The 21,395-nt window shown below is 71.9% G+C and carries 23 protein-coding genes; 12 read left to right on the top strand and 11 right to left on the bottom strand.

Annotated features, from left to right (window positions below; all coding sequences use genetic code 11):
* The first annotated feature begins 75 nt into the window (after positions 1 to 75).
* From ACIREI_RS10085 to ACIREI_RS10075, 3 genes are all read left to right on the top strand, one after another.
* Complete coding sequence (locus ACIREI_RS10085; RefSeq protein ID WP_403329802.1) at positions 76 to 795, top strand: TetR/AcrR family transcriptional regulator; 720 nt, start codon at positions 76 to 78, stop codon at positions 793 to 795.
* 64 nt (positions 796 to 859) lie between these two features.
* A complete protein-coding gene (locus ACIREI_RS10080) occupies positions 860 to 1,324 on the top strand; it encodes a pyridoxamine 5'-phosphate oxidase family protein (RefSeq protein WP_403329800.1) in 465 nt (154 codons plus the stop codon).
* Positions 1,325 to 1,403: 79 nt separating this feature from the next.
* Positions 1,404 to 1,796: a VOC family protein gene (locus tag ACIREI_RS10075; protein WP_403329797.1), complete on the top strand. Its 393-nt coding sequence runs from the start codon at positions 1,404 to 1,406 to the stop codon at positions 1,794 to 1,796.
* Positions 1,797 to 1,938: 142 nt separating this feature from the next.
* Here ACIREI_RS10075 and ACIREI_RS10070 read toward each other — a convergent pair whose 3' ends face one another.
* Positions 1,939 to 2,250, bottom strand: coding sequence for a DUF4235 domain-containing protein (locus ACIREI_RS10070; protein ID WP_403329794.1), 312 nt, complete (start codon positions 2,248 to 2,250; stop codon positions 1,939 to 1,941).
* A 40-nt stretch (positions 2,251 to 2,290) separates the two neighbouring features.
* Positions 2,291 to 3,304 carry a glutathione S-transferase family protein gene (locus tag ACIREI_RS10065; RefSeq protein WP_403329791.1) on the bottom strand — a complete coding sequence of 338 codons (1,014 nt, stop codon included), beginning with the start codon at positions 3,302 to 3,304 and terminating at the stop codon, positions 2,291 to 2,293.
* A 119-nt stretch (positions 3,305 to 3,423) separates the two neighbouring features.
* On the opposite strand from ACIREI_RS10065, the gene ACIREI_RS10060 reads away from it, so the two are divergent.
* Positions 3,424 to 4,395: a cation diffusion facilitator family transporter gene (locus ACIREI_RS10060; RefSeq protein ID WP_403329788.1), complete on the top strand. Its 972-nt coding sequence runs from the start codon at positions 3,424 to 3,426 to the stop codon at positions 4,393 to 4,395.
* Positions 4,396 to 4,700: 305 nt separating this feature from the next.
* On the opposite strand, the gene ACIREI_RS10055 is transcribed toward ACIREI_RS10060, so the two are convergent.
* The 3 genes from ACIREI_RS10055 to ACIREI_RS10045 form a co-directional block, all read right to left on the bottom strand.
* The gene (locus ACIREI_RS10055; RefSeq protein WP_403330926.1) at positions 4,701 to 4,835 is read right to left on the bottom strand and encodes a hypothetical protein; all 135 of its coding nucleotides are present in this window, start codon (positions 4,833 to 4,835) and stop codon (positions 4,701 to 4,703) included.
* Positions 4,836 to 5,232: 397 nt separating this feature from the next.
* Positions 5,233 to 5,682 (bottom strand): nitroreductase family deazaflavin-dependent oxidoreductase, encoded by a 450-nt coding sequence (locus tag ACIREI_RS10050; protein ID WP_403329785.1) that lies wholly within the window; start codon positions 5,680 to 5,682, stop codon positions 5,233 to 5,235.
* An 82-nt stretch (positions 5,683 to 5,764) separates the two neighbouring features.
* A complete protein-coding gene (locus ACIREI_RS10045) occupies positions 5,765 to 6,418 on the bottom strand; it encodes a LysE family transporter (protein ID WP_403329783.1) in 654 nt (217 codons plus the stop codon).
* Between the two features lie 357 nt (positions 6,419 to 6,775).
* Between ACIREI_RS10045 and ACIREI_RS10040 the strand changes: the two genes are divergently transcribed.
* The gene (locus ACIREI_RS10040) at positions 6,776 to 8,011 is read left to right on the top strand and encodes a cytochrome P450 (RefSeq protein WP_403330874.1); all 1,236 of its coding nucleotides are present in this window, start codon (positions 6,776 to 6,778) and stop codon (positions 8,009 to 8,011) included.
* 42 nt (positions 8,012 to 8,053) lie between these two features.
* Positions 8,054 to 8,254 carry a ferredoxin gene (locus tag ACIREI_RS10035; RefSeq protein WP_403330872.1) on the top strand — a complete coding sequence of 67 codons (201 nt, stop codon included), beginning with the start codon at positions 8,054 to 8,056 and terminating at the stop codon, positions 8,252 to 8,254.
* Here ACIREI_RS10035 and ACIREI_RS10030 read toward each other — a convergent pair.
* Positions 8,229 to 9,131: a sigma-70 family RNA polymerase sigma factor gene (locus tag ACIREI_RS10030; RefSeq protein ID WP_403329780.1), complete on the bottom strand. Its 903-nt coding sequence runs from the start codon at positions 9,129 to 9,131 to the stop codon at positions 8,229 to 8,231. The two genes, ACIREI_RS10035 and ACIREI_RS10030, sit on opposite strands and share 26 nt — an antisense overlap.
* A gap of 68 nt (positions 9,132 to 9,199) precedes the next feature.
* On the opposite strand from ACIREI_RS10030, the gene ACIREI_RS10025 reads away from it, so the two are divergent.
* Positions 9,200 to 9,877, top strand: a complete 678-nt coding sequence (locus tag ACIREI_RS10025) for an FMN-dependent NADH-azoreductase (protein WP_403329777.1) — start codon at positions 9,200 to 9,202, stop codon at positions 9,875 to 9,877.
* Between the two features lie 2 nt (positions 9,878 to 9,879).
* On the opposite strand, the gene ACIREI_RS10020 is transcribed toward ACIREI_RS10025, so the two are convergent.
* Complete coding sequence (locus tag ACIREI_RS10020; protein WP_403329774.1) at positions 9,880 to 10,431, bottom strand: TetR/AcrR family transcriptional regulator; 552 nt, start codon at positions 10,429 to 10,431, stop codon at positions 9,880 to 9,882.
* A gap of 106 nt (positions 10,432 to 10,537) precedes the next feature.
* Between ACIREI_RS10020 and ACIREI_RS10015 the strand changes: the two genes are divergently transcribed.
* From ACIREI_RS10015 to ACIREI_RS10005, 3 genes are all read left to right on the top strand, one after another.
* A complete protein-coding gene (locus ACIREI_RS10015) occupies positions 10,538 to 10,996 on the top strand; it encodes a DUF1348 family protein (RefSeq protein WP_403329771.1) in 459 nt (152 codons plus the stop codon).
* A 34-nt stretch (positions 10,997 to 11,030) separates the two neighbouring features.
* Complete coding sequence (locus ACIREI_RS10010; RefSeq protein ID WP_403329768.1) at positions 11,031 to 11,561, top strand: flavoprotein; 531 nt, start codon at positions 11,031 to 11,033, stop codon at positions 11,559 to 11,561.
* A 73-nt stretch (positions 11,562 to 11,634) separates the two neighbouring features.
* The gene (locus tag ACIREI_RS10005; RefSeq protein ID WP_403329765.1) at positions 11,635 to 12,603 is read left to right on the top strand and encodes an aldo/keto reductase; all 969 of its coding nucleotides are present in this window, start codon (positions 11,635 to 11,637) and stop codon (positions 12,601 to 12,603) included.
* Between the two features lie 15 nt (positions 12,604 to 12,618).
* Here the strand turns inward: ACIREI_RS10005 and ACIREI_RS10000 are convergent, their stop codons facing one another.
* A complete protein-coding gene (locus ACIREI_RS10000) occupies positions 12,619 to 13,440 on the bottom strand; it encodes a phytanoyl-CoA dioxygenase family protein (RefSeq protein WP_403329762.1) in 822 nt (273 codons plus the stop codon).
* A gap of 69 nt (positions 13,441 to 13,509) precedes the next feature.
* Between ACIREI_RS10000 and ACIREI_RS09995 the strand changes: the two genes are divergently transcribed.
* Positions 13,510 to 14,424, top strand: a complete 915-nt coding sequence (locus ACIREI_RS09995; protein ID WP_403329759.1) for a helix-turn-helix domain-containing protein — start codon at positions 13,510 to 13,512, stop codon at positions 14,422 to 14,424.
* A gap of 346 nt (positions 14,425 to 14,770) precedes the next feature.
* On the top strand, positions 14,771 to 16,879 hold the full coding sequence (locus tag ACIREI_RS09990) for a ricin-type beta-trefoil lectin domain protein (RefSeq protein WP_403329756.1): 2,109 nt from the start codon (positions 14,771 to 14,773) through the stop codon (positions 16,877 to 16,879).
* A gap of 35 nt (positions 16,880 to 16,914) precedes the next feature.
* On the opposite strand, the gene ACIREI_RS09985 is transcribed toward ACIREI_RS09990, so the two are convergent.
* The 3 genes from ACIREI_RS09985 to ACIREI_RS09975 all read right to left on the bottom strand — a co-directional run bounded on the left by ACIREI_RS09985 (position 16,915) and on the right by ACIREI_RS09975 (position 21,361).
* Positions 16,915 to 18,171, bottom strand: a complete 1,257-nt coding sequence (locus tag ACIREI_RS09985; protein WP_403330869.1) for an arsenic transporter — start codon at positions 18,169 to 18,171, stop codon at positions 16,915 to 16,917.
* Positions 18,172 to 18,260: 89 nt separating this feature from the next.
* Positions 18,261 to 18,920 carry a DUF4232 domain-containing protein gene (locus tag ACIREI_RS09980; protein ID WP_403330866.1) on the bottom strand — a complete coding sequence of 220 codons (660 nt, stop codon included), beginning with the start codon at positions 18,918 to 18,920 and terminating at the stop codon, positions 18,261 to 18,263.
* Between the two features lie 56 nt (positions 18,921 to 18,976).
* Positions 18,977 to 21,361 carry a SpoIIE family protein phosphatase gene (locus tag ACIREI_RS09975; protein ID WP_403329754.1) on the bottom strand — a complete coding sequence of 795 codons (2,385 nt, stop codon included), beginning with the start codon at positions 21,359 to 21,361 and terminating at the stop codon, positions 18,977 to 18,979.
* Positions 21,362 to 21,395 lie beyond the last annotated feature (34 nt).

Here is a 21,395-nt window from a genome sequence, read left to right as displayed (position 1 = left end):
GGGGGTTAACAGGTCAACGGTGTTGTCATAAGGTCTCGCCCATCGATACCGGCTTCCCGGCCCACGGAGGCGCCCATGACCGACCGCGTCGTCCCGCCCACCGCACGGCAGCGCCGCCGACCCACCAAGCAGGGCGTCGTCCTGTCCGAGGCACTGATCGTCGAGACGGCCCTGAGGCTCATCGAGGAGCACGGCGCGGACGCCCTCTCGGTACGCCGCCTCGGCCGCGCCCTCGGCGCCGACCCCAGCTCGCTGTACCGGTACTTCCGGCACACCGACGACCTGATGCTCGCCATCGCCGACGAGCTCATCGGCCGGACGCTGCGCATCTGGCGTCCCACCGGTGACTGGCGCGCCGACCTGCGCGACCTCGGCCTGCGCATGCACGCGGGAGCCCTCGCCCATCCCCGCGCGGCGGTGCTGAGCTCGTACCGGGTGACCGGGCGGGTGTACGAGATCCAGGCCGTCGAGACCATCCTCGGCGTCCTGCGAGGCGCCGGTTTCCCCGACGCGGAGGCAGTGCGGATCTACCACGTCTTCGTCGACCAGGCCCTGTCGTTCGGGGCCCTCGACGCGGCCGCCGCGGCGCTGCCCAAGGCCTCCCGGGAGACGGAGACGCGCGTGTGGCGGGCGACGTACGCCCGGCTGCCCGCCGACACCCACCCGCACATCGCCGCGACCGCCCGCCACCTCGTGGCGGACATGCGGCACAGCTCCTATCCGGCGGCCCTGGACCTGTTGTTGAGCGCGGCGCAGGTGCGGCTGACGGAAATCCGGGGCCGGCCGGAAGGCTGACGGTCACACTGGAAACGTCCGTCGACAGTTGTTCCGTCATGTCCCCTCAGGAGGCCGTCCCCCGATGACCCGCCCGCCCGCACGCCCCGCCAAGCAGCGCAAGCAGGACACCCTGAACCGACTGGAGCACGACGAGGACGTGTGGGTCGCCACGGCCGAGGTCGACGGCGGCGTGCCGTATCTCGTCCCGCTGTCCTACCTCTGGGACGGCTCGACCCTGCTGCTGGCCACGCCGGCCAACAGCCCGACGGGCCGGAACCTGAGGACGACCGGCAGAGCGCGCCTCGGCATCGGGCCGACCCGGGACGTCGTCATGATCGAGGGCGCGGTCGACACGATCGCTCCCGCTCAGCTGCCCGAGGAGGCGGCCGACCGGTTCGCGGCCAGGACCGGCTTCGATCCGCGGCAACTCGCCACGCCCTACCTGTACTTCCGTGTCCGGCCGCAGCGGGTGCAGGCCTGGCGCGAGGCCGACGAACTGGACGGGCGCGAGCTCATGCGAGACGGAGAGTGGCTGGTCGCGGACTGAAACGACCCGGTGGGGACACCCGAGAGGCACAGGGCGGCGGGACAGGCACGTCCCGCGCCCCGGACCTTTCGGAGGACTCATGCCACTGGTGAAAGCGGGCTTCGTGGTGCTCGACTGTGCCGAGCCGGAGAAACTCGCCTTGTTCTACAGGGAACTGCTGGACGGTGAGCAGACGGAGGCGACCGCCAACCGCGTGGAGATCAGGGGCGCCGACGGCACCCGGCTGGCGTTCCGCCGCGACATGAACGCGACGCCGCCGAGCTGGCCGCGCCCCGAGAACTCCCTCCAGGCCCACCTGGACTTCGTGGTGGGGGACCTGGACGAGACGGAGCGCAGGATCGTCGGGCTCGGCGGCCGCCCCCTGGAGGCGAAGGACGCGGCGGGGCCGTACGAGGAGCGTGGCTACGCCGACCCGGCCGGCCACTCCTTCACCCTGCGCCGCGTCGCTCCTACGGCGCCGAAGCAGGGCTGAGCCCCGGCCCGGCCCTGACAGGGCTTGCGGGAGCTCGGTTCCGCCCGACTTTCCGGAGGGCCGGTTCCGCCCGGCCTTCCGGAGGGCCGGATCCAGTCGACCTTCCGGAGGGCCGGTCCCGGCCGGACTCCCGTAAGTGATCTCAGTCCCGCCCGCCCTTCTCACTGACCGGCCACACACCCGTCGAGCGTTCGATCGCCTTCGCGCCGGTGCGGTCCGCCAAGCTGCGCGCCATCGCGAAGAGGGCGCCCTGCACCGCGGCCGCCAGCAGGATCTCGCCCCAGCCGCGGTCCCGGTCCAGCGCGTCGGGGGCGTCCTCCTCATGTCGTATCGCCATCCATGTCTTGCGGAAGGCGAGCCCCGCCAGCGCGCCGCTCGCCCAGCCGAGCGCGAACCCCAGGGGCTTGTAGGCAAGAGGAAGGGTCATCTTCTTCGGCTTGTTCTTCTTGGCCATGTGCGCCTGCTCCTCCTATGTGTTCCCTCGTCCTCGTCGGTCAGGGCCGTCCCCGCGCCGGTACCTGCTCGGGCTCGGGAACCGGCCCGGGTGGCGTCCCGTCTCCGAACGGCCTGCCGCCCAGCTCCGCACGGTGGTGCGGCGTCAGCCAACCCGACAGATCCGGTCCGAGGGGCACGATGCCGGTCGGGTTGATGCCGGTGTGTACCTGGTAGTAGTGCCGCTTGATGTGGTCGAAGTCGACCGTGTCACCGAATCCGAGCGTCTGGTAGAGGTCGCGGGCGTAGGCCCACAGGACCTGATTCTCCGTCAACTTCCACCAGTTGCACTTGAAGTGGCCGTGATAGACGGCGTCGAAGCGGACCAGCGTGGTGAACAGCCGGATGTCCGCCTCGGTGATCGTGTCGCCGACCAGATAGCGCTGCCCGGCCAGGCGTTCGGCGAGCAGCTCCAGCCGCCGGAAGAGACGTGTGCACGCCCCCTCGTACTCGTCCTGGCCGGTGGCGAAGCCCGCCCGGTACACACCGTTGTTGACGTCCTCGTAGACGTCCGCCATCACGGCGTCGATCTCGTCCCGGCGCGCCCGGGGGTACAGTTCGGGCGCCCCGTCACGGTGGAGGGCCGCCCACTCGGTGGCGAGGTCCAGCGTGATCCGCTGATAGTCGTTGGTGACGAGCCGGCCGCTGGGCACGTCCACGATCGCCGGGACGCTGACGCCGCCCGGGTAGTCGCGCTCCCGCCTGTCGAACGCCTCGTGGAGGAAGCGGATGCCGAGCACCGGGTCGCGGTCGTCGGGGTCCAGGGTGAAGCGCCAGCTGCGGTCGTCCTGGATCGGGTCGGCGATCGCCAGGGACAGGGCGTCCTCCAGGCCGAGCAGCCGTCGGGAGATCACCGCCCGGCTCGCCCACGGACAGGCACGGCTGACCACCAGACGATAGCGGCTCGCCTCCACGGGCCAGCCGTCCTGGCCGTCCGCGGTGATGCGGTCCGTGAAGTGGGCCTTCGACCGCTGGAACGACTTCCTCCCGTAGGCGGTGTTGCCCCCGCCGCTCATGACCGCGCTCCTCTCATTCCCGATCTCACGAGTCCTGTGGTTCCTTCGGTCTCACCGAGTCCCCCGATTTCCGCCGACGGCACGGTGTGAGCCGCATCGACCGGGGGAGTCGGTGGAAAATGAGCAGGACGCCCAAGGCACCGAAGACGGATCGCAGGACCCGAGTCACGGTTTTGATCGCCCTCGCAGCCAACCTCGCCATCGCGGTCGCCAAGGCCGTCGGAGGCCTCGTCGCCCACTCGCCCGCGCTGCTGTCGGAGGCCGCGCATTCCGTGGCGGACAGCATGAACGAGGTCTTCCTGCTGGCCGCGCTGCGCCGCAGCCGCCGCCCCGCCGACGCCCGCCATCCCTTCGGCTACGGCAAGGAGCGCTTCTTCTGGTCGCTGCTCGCGGCCGTCGGCATCTTCGTGATGGGCGGCTGCTTCTCCTTCTTCCAGGGCGTCGAGGCTTTGCGCGGCGGCGCCGAGGAGAAGTTCGGCGGCTATGTGGCGGGCATGATCGTGCTCGGCGTCGCCTTCGTGGCCGAGGGTCTGTCGTTGGTGCGGGCGCTGTACCAGGTGGGCCGGCAGGGCGGCGTGACGGACGGCCTGCGCGACCCCGCCCTGCGTACGGTCGTAGCCGAGGACGCCACGGCGGTGCTGGGCGTGACCCTCGCCCTCACCGGCATGGCGCTGCACATGATCACCGGGCAGGTCGTGTGGGAGGCGTCCGCCTCACTCGCGATCGGCGCGCTCCTCGTGTACGTCGCCTACCGGCTCGGACGCGACGCCCGCGACCAGCTGATCGGGCAGGCCGCCGCTCCCGAGGCCGACGCCAGGATCCGCGCCCTGCTGGAGGCGCAGCCGGAGATCGACAGCGTGGAGGCCCTGTTCACGATGCAGACGGGCCTGGAAACGGCCCTGGTGGCGGCCCGGGTCGATCTGGTGCCCGGCCTCGACAGCGAACGGGTCGAGGAGGTCGCCGTCCGTATCAAGCGCTCCATCGGCCACACCGTCGCCGAGGCCGACCAGATCTTCCTCGACGTGACCGAACGCTCCGCCCACGAGGCACAGGGAAGCCCCGCCGCGACGGGGGAGCGCGGCGGGGCCTGACGCACGTGTGCCCGGCGAACATGGGTTCATGCGTCTTGGGCGAGAAAAAATTTCGGAGCCGATCAGCCCCGGCTGAAGCCTCGGCCGAAGCGCGAGCGGAAGTCCGAGTCGAAGGTGCAGCGCGTGCCCGAGTGGAAGCCGGAGCCGGAGCCGAAGCGGATGTCGAGTCGATGCCTGAGCGGGGGCTCTCAGCGGGTGCCCCAGCGGAAACCGAGTCGAAGCTTCACCGAAGCGCGAGCGGAAGCCTCAGCGGGTACCTGAGCTGAAGCTGAGTCGCGATGCCGGAGCAGAGTCGAGTAGAAGCCTCAGCAGAATCCGTAGCTCCGCGAGGTCGCGGAGTCGTACTGCGCCCGCGCCGGCCGCCCCGTCAGCCACGGCTCGACCAGGTCGGGCCGCCCGACGGTGCCGATGAGCAGGGAGCCGCCGGTGAAGACGGCCAATCGTCGATGCCCTCCAGATCGCCGGGTGAGTCGACGGCCGAAGCACGAGCGCAAGCCTCAGCCGAAGCTTGAGCGGCTGCCGAGTCAATGCCTCAGCGGATGCCCGAGCCGGGGTTTCAGCCCAAGGGCGAGCGGAAGCCTGACCCGAAGCGGGAGTGGAAGCCGAGCCGAAAGGCCCGGCGGATGCCCGAGTGGAAGCCGAGTCGGCGGCCGGCGGATGCCCGAGCCGAAGCCTCAGCCGAACCCCGAGCGAAGGTCCGACCCGAAGCGAGGGGGGAAGCCGAGCCGAAGTCCCGGCGGAGGCCCGACCCGAACGCCGAGCCGAAGCCTCAGCCGAAGCCCGGCGGATGCCCGAGCCATGCCCCCGCGGAAGCCCAGTCCGAAGCCGGCCGCCCCGTCACTCCCCGTCGGCCGGCTCCAACACGAAGACCGGGATCAGCCGTTCCGTCTTCTCCTGGTACTCGGCGTACGGCGGATACGCCGCCACCGCACGCTCCCACCACTCGGCCTTCTCCGCGCCGGTGACCTCGCGGGCCCGCATGTCCCGCTTCACCGGCCCGTCCTGGAGCTCCACGTGGGGCTCGGCCTTGACGTTGTGGTACCAGACCGGGTGCTGGGGCGCCCCGCCCAGCGAGGCCACCGCGGCATAACGCCCCTCGTGCTCGACGCGCATCAGCGGCGTCTTGCGGAGCTTGCCGCTCTTGACGCCCCGGGTGGTGAGCAGGATCACCGGCATCCCCGTGTTCATGAGGGTCGTGCCCTCGGTGCCGCCGGAGCTCTCGTACAACTCCACCTGGTCGCGTACCCACTTGGTCGGGCTCGGCTCGTACTCACCGTCAAGAGGCATGGCCTCGGTCCCATCGTCGTGTGCTGGTACTGACTTACGTCCCGCTTCAACAACGGCCCACGCGTGATTCATCCTGCCGCGACTACACGAGCATCCGCACGGCCAGCGCCAGGATCACGCCGCTCGACACCAGCGCCGTCACCAGGCGGCCCCGCCGGCCCGTCAGGACCCGCCCCAGCAGCGCCCCGCCCCCGGCGAGCAGCAACTGCCAGCTCGCCGACGCGGCGAACGCGGCCAGCACGAACACGCCCTGTTCCAGGGGCGGTACGGCAGCCACGGCGCGGATCCCGAGCACGAGAGCCGCGAAGTAGATCACCGTGGTCGGGTTGAGCAAGGTGATGCCGAGCAGTGCCAGGTAGGCGCGGGCAGGGGTCGGGGGAGGGGGCGTGGAGTGCCCGGCGGTGGCGGGCCGCCGGCCGTGGTGCCGGCGTACGGCGATGACGGCGCCCCGTACCGCGAGGATCGCGAGGACCAGGGCGGATGCCCACCGCAGCGGCACCAGTACCGGACGCAGCGCGGCGGCCAGTGCGGAGCCGCCGAGGGTGGCCGCGAGGGCGTAGAGTCCGTCGGCGGTCGCGACGCCGAGCGCGGCGCAGACCCCGGTCCGCAGGGACGTACGGGCGGTGAGGGAGACGAGGTAGGTCGCGACCGCGCCGACCGGGACGGCGATGCCGTAGCCCGCGATCAGCCCCGCGACGAGCGCCGCGGTCACGACGTGGGAAGCGCGGGCCTCCATGGACGGCCGGGCTGCTGCTGGAACCGCACCGGACGGACGGCGACGGTCAGCGGCAGAAAGGCGGTGGTCGTAGACATGGCTGGATTCTGCGGGTGACGGAGGCCCGTCCACAAGCGAATTCGGCCGGAGGACCGGACCGACCTCCCCGTGGTCGAAGCTCAGTACGACGATCTCCGGCCAGATTGCCCGGACGCCTGATCTGGCCGAACTTGACGTCGCCCCATTAGATGCCCCGGGCATCTAATGAAGATCGGCACGACGCACTCTTCGTCTGCGAGGTCTTCCATGACGGACACGACGGACACGACGAACATGACGGACGCGACGAACGCGAGGAACATGACGGATGCCGCGAGCATGTCGGATGCCGCGAACATGGCAGACGTGGCAGGCGTGACGGGATCGCCCGCCGTCGCCTTCCCCCAGAACCGCACCTGTCCGTACCACCCGCCCACGGCCTACGACCCCCTGCGCGACGCCCGCCCGCTGGCCCGCATCACCCTCTACGACGGCCGCCCGGTCTGGCTGGTCACCGGACATGCCCTCGCCCGCACCCTGCTCGCCGATCCCCGGCTGTCCTCCGACCGCACCCGGCCCGGCTTCCCCGCGCCCAACGCGCGGTTCGCGGCGGTCCGCGACCGGAAGACCGCGCTGCTGGGCGTCGACGACCCCCAACACCGGGTCCAGCGGCGGATGATGGTCCCCAGCTTCACGCTCAGGCGCGCCGCGGAGCTGCGCCCGGAGATCCAGCGGATCGTGGACGAACGGCTCGACGCGATGATCGACCGGGGAGCCCCCGCCGAGCTGGTGGGTGCCTTCGCCCTGCCCGTCCCCTCGATGGTCATCTGCGCCCTGCTGGGCGTCCCCTACGCCGACCACGACTTCTTCGAGGAGCAGTCCCGGCGACTGCTGCGCGGGCCCACGGCCGCCGACACCATGGACGCCCGCGACCGGATGGAGGCGTACTTCGCCGACTTGATCGACCGGAAACGGAAACAGCCGGAGCCCGGTGACGGCGTCCTGGACGAACTCGTCCACCAGCAGCTGCGCGACGGCGAGCTGGACCACGAAGAGCTCATCGCCCTGGCGACCATCCTGCTCGTCGCCGGCCACGAGACGACCGCCAACATGATCTCCCTGGGTACCTACACCCTGCTCCAGCACCCCGACCGCCTGGCCGAGTTGCGGGCCGACCCGGCGCTGCTGCCCGACGCGGTCGAGGAGCTCATGCGGATGCTCTCGATCGCCGACGGCATGCTGCGGGTCGCGGTCGAGGACATCGAGACGGACGGCGGGACGATCCGGGCGGGCGACGGCGTCGTCTTCTCGACCTCGGTCATCAACCGCGACGAGGCCGTCTACCCCGACCCCGACACCCTGGACTGGCACCGCCCCACCCGCCACCACGTCGCGTTCGGCTTCGGCATCCACCAGTGCCTCGGCCAGAACCTGGCCCGCGCCGAGATGGAGATAGCCCTGCGCACCCTCTTCGACCGGCTGCCGACCCTGCGCCTGGCCGTCCCCGCGGAGGAAATCCCGTTCAAACCCGGCGACACGATCCAGGGGATGCTGGAACTCCCCGTGACCTGGTAAGAGGCTCCGGTCATGGAAAACAAAACGCGCGAATCGCACGAAATGCACATCGACATCGACCACGACCTCTGCGTCGGCGCCGGCCAGTGCGCCCTCGCCGCCCCGTCCGTCTTCACCCAGGACGACGACGGCTTCAGCACCCTGCTGCCCGGCCGGGAGGACGGCGGCGGCGACCCGATGGTGCGGGAGGCCGCCCGGGCCTGCCCGGTCAGCGCCATCACCGTGTCGGAAACGGGGAGTTGACGCCGGGCGCGTCGAGCACGGCCAGGTCGAGCGCGCGCAGCCGGGCGGGGTCGGCGATCACCTCGTAGGAGCTGATCCGCCCGCCCCGCACGGTGGCCGTGACGACGTACAGCAGCCGTCCGCGCGGGGCGACGACCAGGCCCACGTCGCCGCCCACCAGCGCCGGCACCGCGAAGCGCGCCCGCTCGCGCATGAGCACCGTGCCCTCCGCGACCGCCCGGGCACCCCGCAGCTCCGTCGCCACGCCCGGCGGCAGGGCCGCGGGGTCCGCCCGGCGGACCACGTCGGGGGCCAGCAGGCCGAGCAGTGCGCCCAGGTCACCGCCCCGCGCGGCGGCGAGGAACGCCTCGACGACCTGCCGATGCCGGTCGAGCTCGGCCCCCGGCACCGCGGGCGTGCCCCGCACCTTGTGCCGGGCCCGACTGGCGAGCTTCTTCGCCGCCGGCAAGGACCTGTCCACGACGCGGGCCACCTCATCGAAGGGCACACCGAACAGGTCGTGCAGCACGAACGCGACCCGCTCCGCCGGACCCAGCCGGTCGAGGACGACGAGCAGGGCGAGGCCCACCGAGTCGGTCAGCACGGCCTCGTCCTCGGGCGCGGCCCCGCCGCCACGCTCCGGCACCTCGTCCCCGTACGGCTCCTCGCGCCGCGCGGCGCGGGACCGCAGCATGTCCAGGCAGATGCGGGAGACGACCGTCGTCAGCCAGCCCGCCAGATGGCCGATGCCGTCGCCACCCGTACGGCTGAGGCGAAACCAGGCCTCCTGGACGGCGTCCTCGGCCTCGTCGAGCGAGCCCACCATGCGGTACGCCACCGCCCGCAGCTGCCCCCGCTGGGCATCGAACCGCCGTGCCAGCTCGTCCGCGCCGTCCATCGGTCACCTTTCTCCGTCGTGCTCCGTCACCCCTACGACGAACCCGACCCGACCGAGGTGACCGATTCATGGATCTGCTGCACATCGACTCCAGCGCCGACCTGACCGCCGACTCCGTGACCAGGCGGCTGACCGGCCTCTACGCGACGACATGGCGCGCCGCACACCCCGACGGGACCCACCGCCACCGCGACCTGTCCGCCGACCCGGTGCCCCCGCTGACCCCGGCGTACACCACCCTCGGCCGCCGGGTGGAACGCGAGGGCTTCGTCCCGCCGGACAAGGTGCCGGCGCTGATCGAGAACGCCGCCGAGGAAAGGGAGTGGCAGCTCACCCTGCCCCTCCTCGCCGAACTGCGGTCCGCGGACACGGTGTTGCTCGGCGTCCCGATGTACAACCTCTCCGTGCCCGCGTCCCTGAAGGCCTGGATCGACCGGGTGAGTTTCCCCGGCGCGTTCTCGGCCCCGGACAGTGGCGAGAGCCTGCTGCGCGGCACCCGTGTCGTCGTGGTCATGGCCCGCGGCGGCGGATACGGCCCCGGCACCCCGATGGAGCACCGCGACTTCCAGACGCCGTATCTGCGGGCCTACTTCGGTCGGCTCGGCGTGGCGCCGGACCACCTCCACCTCGTCGCGGCCGAACTGACCCGCATCGACGTCCTGCCCCGACTGGCCGGTCTGGAGCACCTCGCGGACGACTCCCTCAGTCGTGCCCGCGCGGCCGTCACGGAGCTCGCCGCCGTCTGACCTCAGCACGCGGCCAGCAGCGACCGTGCCGCCTCCCGGGCCTCCGCCGCCGGCCGCGTACCGCCCGTGATGCCCGCCGTGACCATGGCGCCCTCGGCCAGCAGGAACAGCGGCCCGGTCAGCGCGTCGGGCAGCCCCGCCCCCGCCACCAGCGAGCCGAGGTAGTCGCGAAACGCCCGCTTGTGCGCCCGGACCTGGTCCGCCACCCGCTCCGACCGGGCGCCCAGCTCGCCGTACGAGTTGATCCACGCGCACCCCCGGAAGTCCGCCTCGCCGAACCACTCCTGAAGCCAGTCGAAGACGGCGAGGATCCGCGGCTCGGGGTCGGCCTGTCGCTCCACATAGGCGGCGAGCCGCCCGCGCCAGCGCACGTCACGCCGCTCCAGATACGCCACCACCAGCTGCTCCTTCGCCGGGAAGAGCTGGTAGAGCCGCTTGAGCGAGACCCCGGACGCGCCCCGGATGTCGTCCATGCCGACGGACTGGATGCCGCGCCCGTAGAACAGCTTCTCCGCGGCGTCCAGCGCCTGCTCCCGGGCGGTTGCGCTGTCCATGTACGACCACTCCTTGACGTGAGAACGAGCGTTCTCCTACGGTAGCAGCCCAGTGGAGAACGCACGTTCTCCGTGGCTCGCGCCGCCATCCCAGCCGGAGGACCTCATGACCGACCGCCCGCCCCTGCCGCCGTTCACCCGCGAGAGCGCCGCACAGAAGGTGCGGGCCGCCGAGGACGCCTGGAACACCCGTGACCCGCACAAGGTGGCCCTCGCCTACTCGGCGGACTCGGTGTGGCGCAACCGCGACACCTTCGTCACCGGCCGCGGCGAGATCGTCGAGTTCCTCACCGCCAAGTGGGCGCGGGAGCACGAGTACGCGCTGCGCAAGGACCTGTGGGCCTTCGACGGCAACCGCATCGCGGTCCGCTTCCAGTACGAGTGCCGGGACCTCGACGGCCGGTGGTGGCGGTCGTACGGCAACGAGCTGTGGGAGTTCGACGAGCACGGACTGATGACCCGGCGCGAGGCGAGCATCAACGACATCCCCATCGAGGAGAAGGACCGCCGGATCCACGGCCCGCGCCCCGAGGCCGAACGCGGCCTGTCCTTCCCGCTCGAGTAGCCCCCGTCTCGGGCGACTTGAGTAGGGTGCGCGGATGACCGAACAGGACCTGCGACCGCCCTTTCTCTACGTCGTGGTGTGCGCCGCCGGTATCGCGGCCGACGTCGGCAAGCTGATCACCGCCGCGCAGGAGCGCCAGTGGCACGTCGGGGTCATCGCGACGCCGCTCGCCATGAACGGCTTCTTCGACACCGCCGCCGTCGAGACCCAGACCGGCCGCCCGATCCGTTCCGCCTGGCGTCGCCCCGGCGAACCGCGGCCCTTCCCGGAACCGGACGCGGTCGTCGTCGCCCCTGCCACCTTCAACACCATCAACAAATGGGCCGCCGGCATCGCCGACACCCTCGCCCTGGGCACCCTGTGCGAGGCGTACGGCCTCGGTGTCCCCGTCGCCGCCCTGCCCTGCGTGGCCGACGCGCTGGCCGCCCATCCCGCCTACCAGGACAGCCTGATACGGCTGCGGGGGATGGGCGTGCGCTTCGGGGAGCCGTACTCCGGCGAGGTGGAGGACGGCGGGCGGCCGGAGTTCGGGTGGGAGCGCGCGCTGGACCTCCTGGACCGGTGACGGCCCCGGCCTCGCCCGCACCTCCCGACGTACGCTCCCCTCGTACCCCATCCCGAAGGCAGGAGCAGCAACGATGCAGTACGTGAAGCTCGGTTCGACGGGCCTGGACGTGTCGCGGATCTGTCTGGGCTGCATGACCTATGGGCTCCCCGGCCGCGGCGTGCACGAGTGGACCCTCGACGAGGAGGCCTCACGACCACTGATCCGGCAGGCGCTGGACGCCGGGATCAACTTCTTCGACACCGCCAACGTCTATTCCGACGGCACCAGCGAGGAGATCGTCGGCAAGGCGCTGCGCGACTTCGCCCGCCGCGACGAGATCGTGCTCGCGACGAAGGTGAACGGCCGGATGCGGCCCGGACCCAACGGCGCCGGCCTCTCCCGCAAGGCCGTCATGACCGAGATCGACCACAGCCTCGCCCGCCTCGGCACCGACTACGTCGACCTGTACCAGATCCACCGCTTCGACCCGCACACCCCGGTCGAGGAGACGATGGAGGCCCTGCACGACCTGGTGAAGGCCGGCAAGGTCCGCTACATCGGGGCGAGTTCGATGTACGCGTGGCAGTTCTCCAAGATGCAGTACACGGCCGAGCGGCACGGCTGGACCAAGTTCGTCTCGATGCAGAACCACTACAACCTCCTCTACCGCGAGGAGGAGCGCGAGATGCTGCCGCTCTGCGCGGACCAGGGCGTCGGCGTCCTCCCCTGGAGTCCGCTCGCGCGCGGCCGGCTCACCCGTGACTGGGGCACGGTCACCGAGCGCAGCGCCAAGGACAACTTCGGCAGCCGTCTGTACGTCGACAGCGACCGGGTCGTGGCCGAGGCCGTCACCCGCGTCGCGAACGAACGCGGCGTCCCACGAGCCCGGATCGCCCTCGCCTGGCTGCTGCACCAGGACACGGTGGCGGCCCCGATCATCGGCGCCGCCAAGCCGTCCCACATCGAGGACGCGACGGCCGCGGTCGAACTCCGGCTCAGCGAAAAGGAGTTGGCGGAGCTCCAGCAGCCGTATGCTCCGCATCCGATCATCGGCCACTGATCCTGACGGTCGTGTTCAGTGCGGCCCGTGCGGTGTGAACTCCGTGCCGCACGGCCCCGCGCCCTCGCTGTGCGGCAGCGCGACGCGGTCGCCGCTCATCGTCAGCGTGCGGTAGTACTCGCCGATCCGCTCGGCCGAACGCCCCACGTAGTGCCCGATGAACGACCGGCGAAAGCGATCCTCCGTACGGTTGGGCTGCGAGCCGTGCACCAGGCTGCCGTTGAAGAAGAGGACGTCTCCCGGCTCCATGTCGACGGGTACGGGCTCCAGACCGGGCGGCGGCGGGACGTACTCACGCGCGAAGGACACGTCGGCGTCCGCCGTCTCCGGGCAGAACAGGTCCATGGCGTGGGTGCCGGGGACGACTTCGAGGCTGCCGTTGTCCCGGTCGATCACATCGCAGGCGATCCACGCCGCCACACACGTACCCGGCTCGACGCGCAGATAGAAGTTGTCCTGGTGCAGCGCCTGACCCCGGGCCCCCGGCGGCTTGAAGTAGAACATGCTCTGCGCGGCCAGCACCTCCTCCCCGAGCAGCACCTCCAGCACACCGCGCAGCCGAGCATCGAGGAGCACCCGCAGCGACGACTCGTCGATCTCGTGCGGCTGCATCACCCTCGGATACACGCGCAACGGGTCACCGTCCGACGGGCGCGGCTCGAAGTGCCCGGGCACCGGCCCGGCCGCGTGCAGCGCCGCGAACCGGTCGCAGAGCCGGTCGATCTCGTCGTGCCCGAACAGCCCGCGTACGACCGTGAAGCCGTCGTCGTGGAACTGGCGGAGCCCGGTCTCGGGCAGGATGGATGCGCCGTCGGCGCCGATGTCCGTGGCTGTCATGCTTCCACTCCTCGGTCAGGTGTCCTCGCCCCGCCACGCTAGGCCGATACCCGCCCCAGGAGGATGACCATGAGCGCTGACGGATTGCCCGAGACTGCTGCGGTGGGCGATCCCGCCCCGCCGCCGGGCCTGGTGGTGGTCGGGCACTTCGACCAGCCGCCGGGGTACGGCGTCGACCGGCCGAGCGGCGCGGACAGCTGGCTGTTCACCTGGACGGGCGGCGGACGGGGTCGACTGCGGCACGGGAGCGTCGAGGCGCGGGCCGGGGCGGGGGACCTGGTGGTGCTCGCGCCGGGCGTTCCGCACGGCTACGGGGTCGAACCGGGCGTCGAGCACTGGGAGTTCTGGTGGGTGCACTGCCAGGCCCGCACCTCCTGGCGGTCCTGGCTGCGCCCGTACGACACCGGCGAGGGGATGTACGTCGTCACGCCGACGCCGGACGCGGTGCGCGGCCGCGTCGAGGCGGCCTTCCGCCGGATGCTCGCCGACGCCCGCTGGACGGGGACGGGCGCGCCGCCCGCCCTGGCGCCGGGGGAGGAGCCGGTCGCGGTGGCGCACGGCACCGCGGCCCGCGAACTCGCCCTGTGCTCACTGGAAGAGGTCGTCCTGCTCACCGCCGGCACCGCGCGGACGTCCCCGTCCCACCCCGGCGTCGACGCCCGGGTACGCCGGGCCGAGGCGCTGATCGCCGCCGATCCGGGTGCCCCGCACACGGTGCGCTCGCTCGCCGAGCAGGTCGCGCTGTCGCCCTCCCGGTTCGCCCACCTCTTCACCCGGCAACTCGGACAGTCACCGATGCGTGCCCTGCGCGAGGCACGTCTGCGGCACGCCGCCCGGCTGCTGGAGAGCACCGGCCTGTCCGTGGAGCGCGTGGCAGCCGCCTCCGGGTTCGCGAGCCCGTTTCACTTCAACCGGGTGTTCCGCGAACGGTACGGGCTGCCGCCCGGCGCGTACCGGACGAGGGGCCCAATGGTTGGCGGATGACTTGTGAAGGCCGAGTGAAGGCGCGTACGTCCGTATGACCAGGCAAAAACGTCTGTGCGTGGCCGTTCAATGGTTTTCGCGGGTTCCCGAAGATCGCTGAGTGAATACCATTTCCGATTGCCCCGCTTGATGGGCCGTAATGGCCGCGATCGAGTGTTGACCGATCGTCAAATCCCGATCCCCGCGTACGCAATGCACAAAAAACTGGAATCACTTGTTCCCTGTCGTTGACCTGTGCAAAGGTGTGCCTCGCTCCCACACGCCCCATGCTTCACAAGAGCCGCGCCCGGAGCATACCCGTTGGTATGAACCTTTAAAGCCGCATGCCCTCCGGAGGAATGCCGCCGTGCATGACGCAGGCCTGTCGAATTCCCCTCAAGACGCCCGCCTCTTCGAAGTGACCGACGCTCAGCTGAGCGCCGAACTGAAGAAGTGGACGGGGGCGACACCGGCCCTCCACCCCGTCGGTGAACTCCTCGACCGGCACTGGGAAGCAGGATTCGCCTACGCACGGCTGTGCACCGCGGACGCCCGGTCCGCCGGCATGCTCACCACCGCGGCCTTCACCCGGCTCTTCGGCGAGATACTGCGCCAGACCGGGCCGACGGCGGCCTGGCGTCCCCAACTGCTCGTCACCGTGCGCCGTGTCGCGGCGGAATGGGACGACGACCGCCGACGCGAGCTGCTCCACCCCGAGCTGCGCACCGAGCCCGGCAGCGGGGAGCGCGTCTCCGCCCGGCTGCTGCCCCCGGCCGACCGCCGGCTGCTGTCCGGGGCGTTCCAGCGGCTGCCCCAGTCCGCCCGCTGCCTGCTGTGGCACAGCGAGGTCGAGGCCGAACCGCTGGCGATACCCGCCGGACTGCTCGGCCTCGACGAGGAGGACGCCCGTGTCGAACTCGGCCGGGCCCACGAGCGGCTGCGCGAGGAGTGCCTCCAGGTCCACCGCGAACTCGCCCCGGAACAGGAGTGCCGACGCTACCTGCGGATGCTGGACGTGACCTACCGGCGCGGCGGCGTCGACGTCGACCCCGACCTGCGCGAGCACCTGGACCGCTGCGGACACTGCAGCGACACCGCGGGCCAGCTGCACTTCTTCAACGCCGGGCTCGGCGTCGCACTGGCCGAGGCGGTGCTCGGCTGGGGCGCGAGAGCCTATCTGGAAGCGAGAGCGAGCCGGGCCGAGAATCCGGCGGAGGCCCAGCCCGCGCCGACGGCGGCGATCGCCGGCGAGTCCTTCTTCTCCGAGGACGGCGCCTTCGCCCCTGCCGCAGCTGTCTCCGCGGACGCGGGCCTCGCGCCCTCGGCAGAGAGCTTCGCCTCGGGGACCGAGGCTCCCACGCCCGCACCAGGGGCGCCGCCCGCCCCCACGGGCCGCCCCTCCTCCGCTGCCGAGGCGGCCGCCTCATCGGCGCAGACGGGCCCCCGACGGGCGCGCCGGGCCACGCGCCGCACCGCCCCACCCACCGGCGCCACCACCGCCCCCGGTACCCGCGGCTGCTCCGGCCGCGCGGCCCTCAAGGCCGCCCGCCGTGCCGCCCGGCGCCGCAACCTCACCGCGGCCGTCGCCACCGTCAGTGCCCTGGTGGTCCTCCCGCTCGTCGTCTGGTCCGTCGTCGGTTCCGGCGAGGGCTCCACTCCGACCGCGGACGACCGCCCCTCCGAGGCGCCCGGCTCGAACGCGGGCTCCGCCACCGGCAACCCGTCCTGGGCGGGCGCCGCCGAGGCCGCGAAGGGCGATCTGCGGGGCCGGCTCTACAACATCGGATCCGGGCTCTGCGTCGGCATCGTGGGCGGGAAGGCCGTCAAGAACGCGGAGACCGAGCTCGCCACCTGCTCCTCGGAGCCGGGCCAGGAGTGGTCGTACGAGACCGACGGCCTGCTGCGCAGCGGCGCGAACCCCGACCTCTGCCTCGACTCCCACCTCGGCTACTCGGTCCGGCTGGCCCCGTGCGCGGGGGCCTCTGATTCCGAAACCAAGAACGTCCGCTACGACTTCACCCTCCAGGGCACCCTGGTGCCGCGCTTCAACCAGGAACTGGCCCTCAGTCCCGCCGCCACGGACGGCTCGGGAGCCCTGGTCCTCAAGACCCGTGACGACGAGGGCGACGCCCAGCACTGGGTGATCGACACCTCGAAGACCGAGCTCCAGATGGAGGCGGTCAACTGGGGTCAGGACGTAGGGACTCCGCAGCCGACGCGCCCCGAGCCCGCACCGACACCCACCCCCAAGCAGTCGAAGGCCCCGACGCCCACCCCGACGCCGTCCGCGACCCCGTCGACCGCGCAGCCGACCCCCACGAGCGCGTACCCGACCGACCCGTACTGCTCCTACTACCCCTCCTACTGCTCGTCGGACGGCCAGTACGGCGGGTCCGGTGGGAGCGGATACGGCGGATACGGCGGGGGGTACGGCGGATACGGAGGTTACGGCCAGGGCGGTGGCGGCCGCCGCTGAGCGGCGCCCGGCCCGGTCGGCCGGTCTCCTGCCACTCAGCCTCCGACGACCTGGAGCGACGCCCACAGCGCCACCACGGCCGGGACAAGGGCGGCCGGCACCGCGAGCAGTCCGAGCCGGGTGAACTCACCGACGGCGACCTCGTGCCCGTGCCGCTGCGCGATGCGCCGCCACAGCAGCGTGGCCAGCGAGCCGGCGTACGTCAGGTTCGGGCCGATGTTCACCCCGAGCAGCACTGCGAGCACCGCGCCGGGCCCGGCCGGGGCGGTCAACGGCAGCAGGACCAGCACGGCGGGCAGGTTGTTGATCAGGTTCGCCAGTACGGCGGCCAGCGCCGCGATCCCGAGCAGCGCGGCCAGCCCCGAGCCCTCCGGCAGCACCTGCCGCAGCGCGTCGGCGAGCCCGTGGTCGACCACGGCGCGCACGACGACGCCCAGCGCGAGCACGAACGCGAGGAACGCCGGTGAGGCGGCCCGCACCACCGTCAGCGGGGAGGCCCGGCGCCGTACGATCGCCCGCCCGGCCAGCACCAGCGCCCCCGCGAACGCCACCCACGCCGGCTCGACGCCCACCGCCGAGGCAACGACGAACCCGGCCAGCGTGCAGCCCACGGTGACCAGCGCGAACAGCGGCAGCTCGGGCGCATTGCCGGTGTCGGGCGCATGGATCGGCGCCTTCAGCTCGTCGGCGAACCAGCGCCGGAAGACCAGGTACTCGGCGCCGATCGCGGCCAGCCAGGGCAGCGTCATCAACGCCGCGAACCGGGTGAAGCTCAGCCCGCTCGCCTCGAACGCCAGCAGGTTCGTCAGGTTGGACACCGGCAGCAGCAGCGAGGCCGTGTTCGACAGGTGCGCGCAGGCGTAGACGTGGGGTGCGGCGCGGACGCCCGCCCGAGCGGCGGTGGCCAGCACGACCGGCGTCAGCAGCACCACCGTGGCGTCCAGGCTGAGCACGGCCGTGATCGCCGAGCCGAGCGCGAACACCGCGGTCAGCAGCCGTCCGGGAGACCCCGCCGACCAGCGGGCCATCCATGCCCCGCACGCCCGGAAGAGCCCTTCGACATCGCAGAAGTGGGCGAGGACCAGCACCGCGGCAAGGAAACCGACCACCGGCCCGAGCCGCTCCACCTCCGCCCACGCATGCGCCGGAGAGATCACCCCGGTCGTGATCGCCACCCCCGCGGCAGGTACCGCGACCGCGGCCTCCGGAAGGCCGAAGGGGCGCACCACGGCCCCGAGCAGTACGGCGACGAGCAGGGCAACGGACAGTACTTCGGCGAGCGGGGCGTTCAGAGCGGGTCCTTCAAGACGTGATCGAAAACGTGCCCGCACATGAAAACAGGCTGCGGTAAGAGTCCTGTGAGCACCCCGGCCGGGACGGATCAGCCGCCGGTGCCGGGCTGGACCACGGTCAGGAAGACCGAGGACTCGTTTCCGGCCACTGGCACCTCACCGGCCGTCCACGCCACCTCGAGCGAGTCCCGCTCGTCCGGCGGCGTCACGAGCAGCCCTTCGGGCGTGGCCGTACGGGCCCCGCTGATCTCGGGGCTGGCGAAGGACAGCCCGGCCCAGGCGCTGCGGCCGGGGGCCAGTGTGATGGTCGTGGGCGTGTCGGGGGAGCGCTTCGGATCCGGGCCGAGCTGCTTGCCGGACGCGTCGACGAAGGCGGCACCCGGATAACCACGGAGCGTGCAGGTGCGGTCGGCCGTGTTGGTCAGCACGATCGGGAAGTTCCGCTGTCCGGCCCCCGGGCTGGGGCGGCCGATGGCGGCGCGCAGCTCGGAGGTGTGGCACCGGGTGGTGGAGGCGGCCGGCCCGGTCGCGGTGCTTCCGGAGTCGGCCGGGCTCGGCTCGGTCCGAGGGCTCCCGGTACCCGGCGTGCCGGGTGGTTCGGTCGTACGGCTGCTCGTGCCGACCGGTGTCCGGACATCGCCCGATGAGTCCGCGCCGTTGTCGCAGGCGGCCAGCAACGCCACCAGCGTGACGGCGCTCACCAGAGGGGTTGCTCGATGTAAGGCGTGGAATGCGCGTGCACGTCCCATGTTGGTGACGAATCCCCGTTTTGCCGCCGAGTACTCAACGTTTTCGCGCCGGGTACTCACTCCTCGTCGAGGAGCCCGATCTCCGCCCAGATCGTCTTGCCGTCGGTCGTGTGCCGGCTGCCCCAGCGCTGGGTCAGCTGAGCGACCAGCAGCAGCCCGCGGCCGCCCTCGTCGAAGATCTTGGCGCGGCGCAGATGCGGTGCCGTGTGGCTGGTGTCGGACACCTCGCAGATCAGCGTGGCCGCGTCGTGGATCAGCCGCAGCCGGATGCCGGGGGTGCCGTAGCGGATGGCGTTCGTCACCAGCTCGCTCACCACCAGCTCGGCCGTGAACGACACCTCGCTGAGATTCCAGTGGTCGAGCTGCTCCATGACCTGCTTGCGGATCGGCGCGACGAGCGCCGGGTCGGCCGGGATGTGCCAGGTCGCGACCTGGGAGGAGGGCAGTCCCTGGGTGCGGGCCAGCAGCAGGGCCACGTCGTCGGCCGCGCCGCCCGGCGGGAGCAGGGCGTGCAGGACGTGGTCGCAGGTCTCGTCCAGCGAGCCGGAGGCGGCCGACAGCGCCTCGCGGAGCAGGCCATGGCCGGCGTCGACGTCTCGCTCGCGGCTCTCGATCAGCCCGTCGGTGTAGAGGGACAGCACGGTGCCCTCGCGCAGTTCGAGCTCGGCGGACTCGAACGGCAGCCCGCCCAGCCCGAGCGGCGGCCCGGCGGGCAGCTCGATCTCCTCCGGCGCGCCGTCCGGCGGCACCATGACGGGCGAGGGGTGCCCGGCCCGGGCCAGCGTGCAGCGCCGGGAGATCGGGTCGTACACCGAGTACAGACAGGTGGCGCCGACCTCGCCGGGGCTGCCGTCGGTGCCCGCCTCCTCGGAGAGGCGTACGACCAGGTCGTCGAGGTGGGTGAGCAGCTCGTCGGGCGCGAGGTCGATGTCGGCCAGCGTGCGCACGGCGGTGCGCAGCCGGCCCATGGTGGCCGACGCCTGGACGCCATGGCCGACGACGTCCCCGACGACCATCGCCACCCGCATCCCGGACAGCGGGATCACATCGAACCAGTCGCCGCCCACCCCCGAGCGTGCCGCCGGCAGATAGCGGGAGGCCGCTTCGAGCGCCGCGGTGCGCGGCAGGGAGCGGGGCAGCAGGCTGCGCTGCAGGGCGAGGGCGGTCTCGCGTTCGCGGGAGTAGCGGCGGGCGTTGTCGATGCAGACGGCCGCGCGTGCCGTGATCTCCTCGGCCAGCAGCACGTCGTCGGGGGTGAAGGGGTCGGCGTTCTCGAACCGGGTGAGCACGGCGACGCCGAGGGTGGTGCCGCGGGCCCGGATCGGCACGGCCATCGTCGTGTGGATGCCGTGCTCCTTGATCCGCTCCGCGCGTACCGGGTCCCAGGAGAGCCACTTCGCGAGGTCACCGGCCGACATCGAGGCCACGAGGGTGCGGGCCGCCAGCAACGCGTCGGCCTGGGGCGAGGGGGTGGGATACATCTCCACACGTCCCAGCTCGGCCACGGCTTCGGGGTTGCCCGGATTGACGGATCGGTGGGCGGTCCGGCGCAGGCCGATCGGGGCGGTCAGCCGGCCTGTGGGCGAGTCGCCGCCGTGCTCCGGCGGGTCCAGCAGGTCGACGCTCACGAAGTCCGCGAGCGCGGGGACACAGACGTCCGCCAGCTCCTGGGCGGTCCTGGTGACGTCCAGAGTGGTGCCGATACGGACGCTGGCCTCGTTCACCAGCTGCAGCCGCTCCTGCGCCTGGTACTGCTCGGTGAAGTCGTGCGCGGCGACCGACACGCCGAGCACCTGCCCCTCGCCGTCGGTGACCGGGGCCATCCGGGCCAGCCAGACGCTCGTTCTGTCGCCCCCGACCGGCACGTATGTCCGCACGTCGGTGCTCCGGCCCGTGGTGAGCACCCGCAGGAGGTGCTGCTCGACGTCGGTGTTCTGCGGGCCGCCGGACAGTTCGGGCGCCCGCAGCCCGCGTACCTGATCCTCGGAGAGCCCGAGGATCTCCGACATGACGGTGTTGATTCGCCGCAGCCGAAGCCGCTCGTCGTAGATCGCGATGGCACAGGGGGACTCGAGGAGACCGAGACGGTCCAGCGGATCGTCGGGCGAACGCGGGCCCTCCCCTTCGAGCGGCGTGACCACGAGCCAGCGGGCGGGGCCGTCGTCCCTCGGCCGGACTCGGTGGGCGAGCAGCCACACGGACACCGCGCCGCCGTCGCGCCGGCGCAGACTGACGGTGCCCTCCCAGCGGTCGCCCTCCGGCGCCGCGGATCCGTCTTCCCCGGCAGCGGCCAGCAGCTCCACGGCGGGGCGGCCCACGACCTCGGCTGCCCGGTGGCCCAGCAGTCGCTCGGCCCCGGCGTTCCACTCGACGAGGGTGCCGTCGTCGTCGATGACGGCGCGGGCTGTCGCGGCGTCGTCGAACGGATACTCCGGGTTCATCGTTCCAGGCTAGTGCGTCCAGTCAGCCCTCACC

Origin of the sequence: Streptomyces sp. NPDC093591 (assembly GCF_044764885.1) — a bacterium.
In the GTDB taxonomy this organism is placed as follows: Bacteria; Actinomycetota; Actinomycetes; order Streptomycetales; family Streptomycetaceae; genus Streptomyces.
The sequence above is the reverse complement of the archived record's forward strand: the minus strand, read 5'-3'. Positions and strand labels throughout refer to the sequence as shown.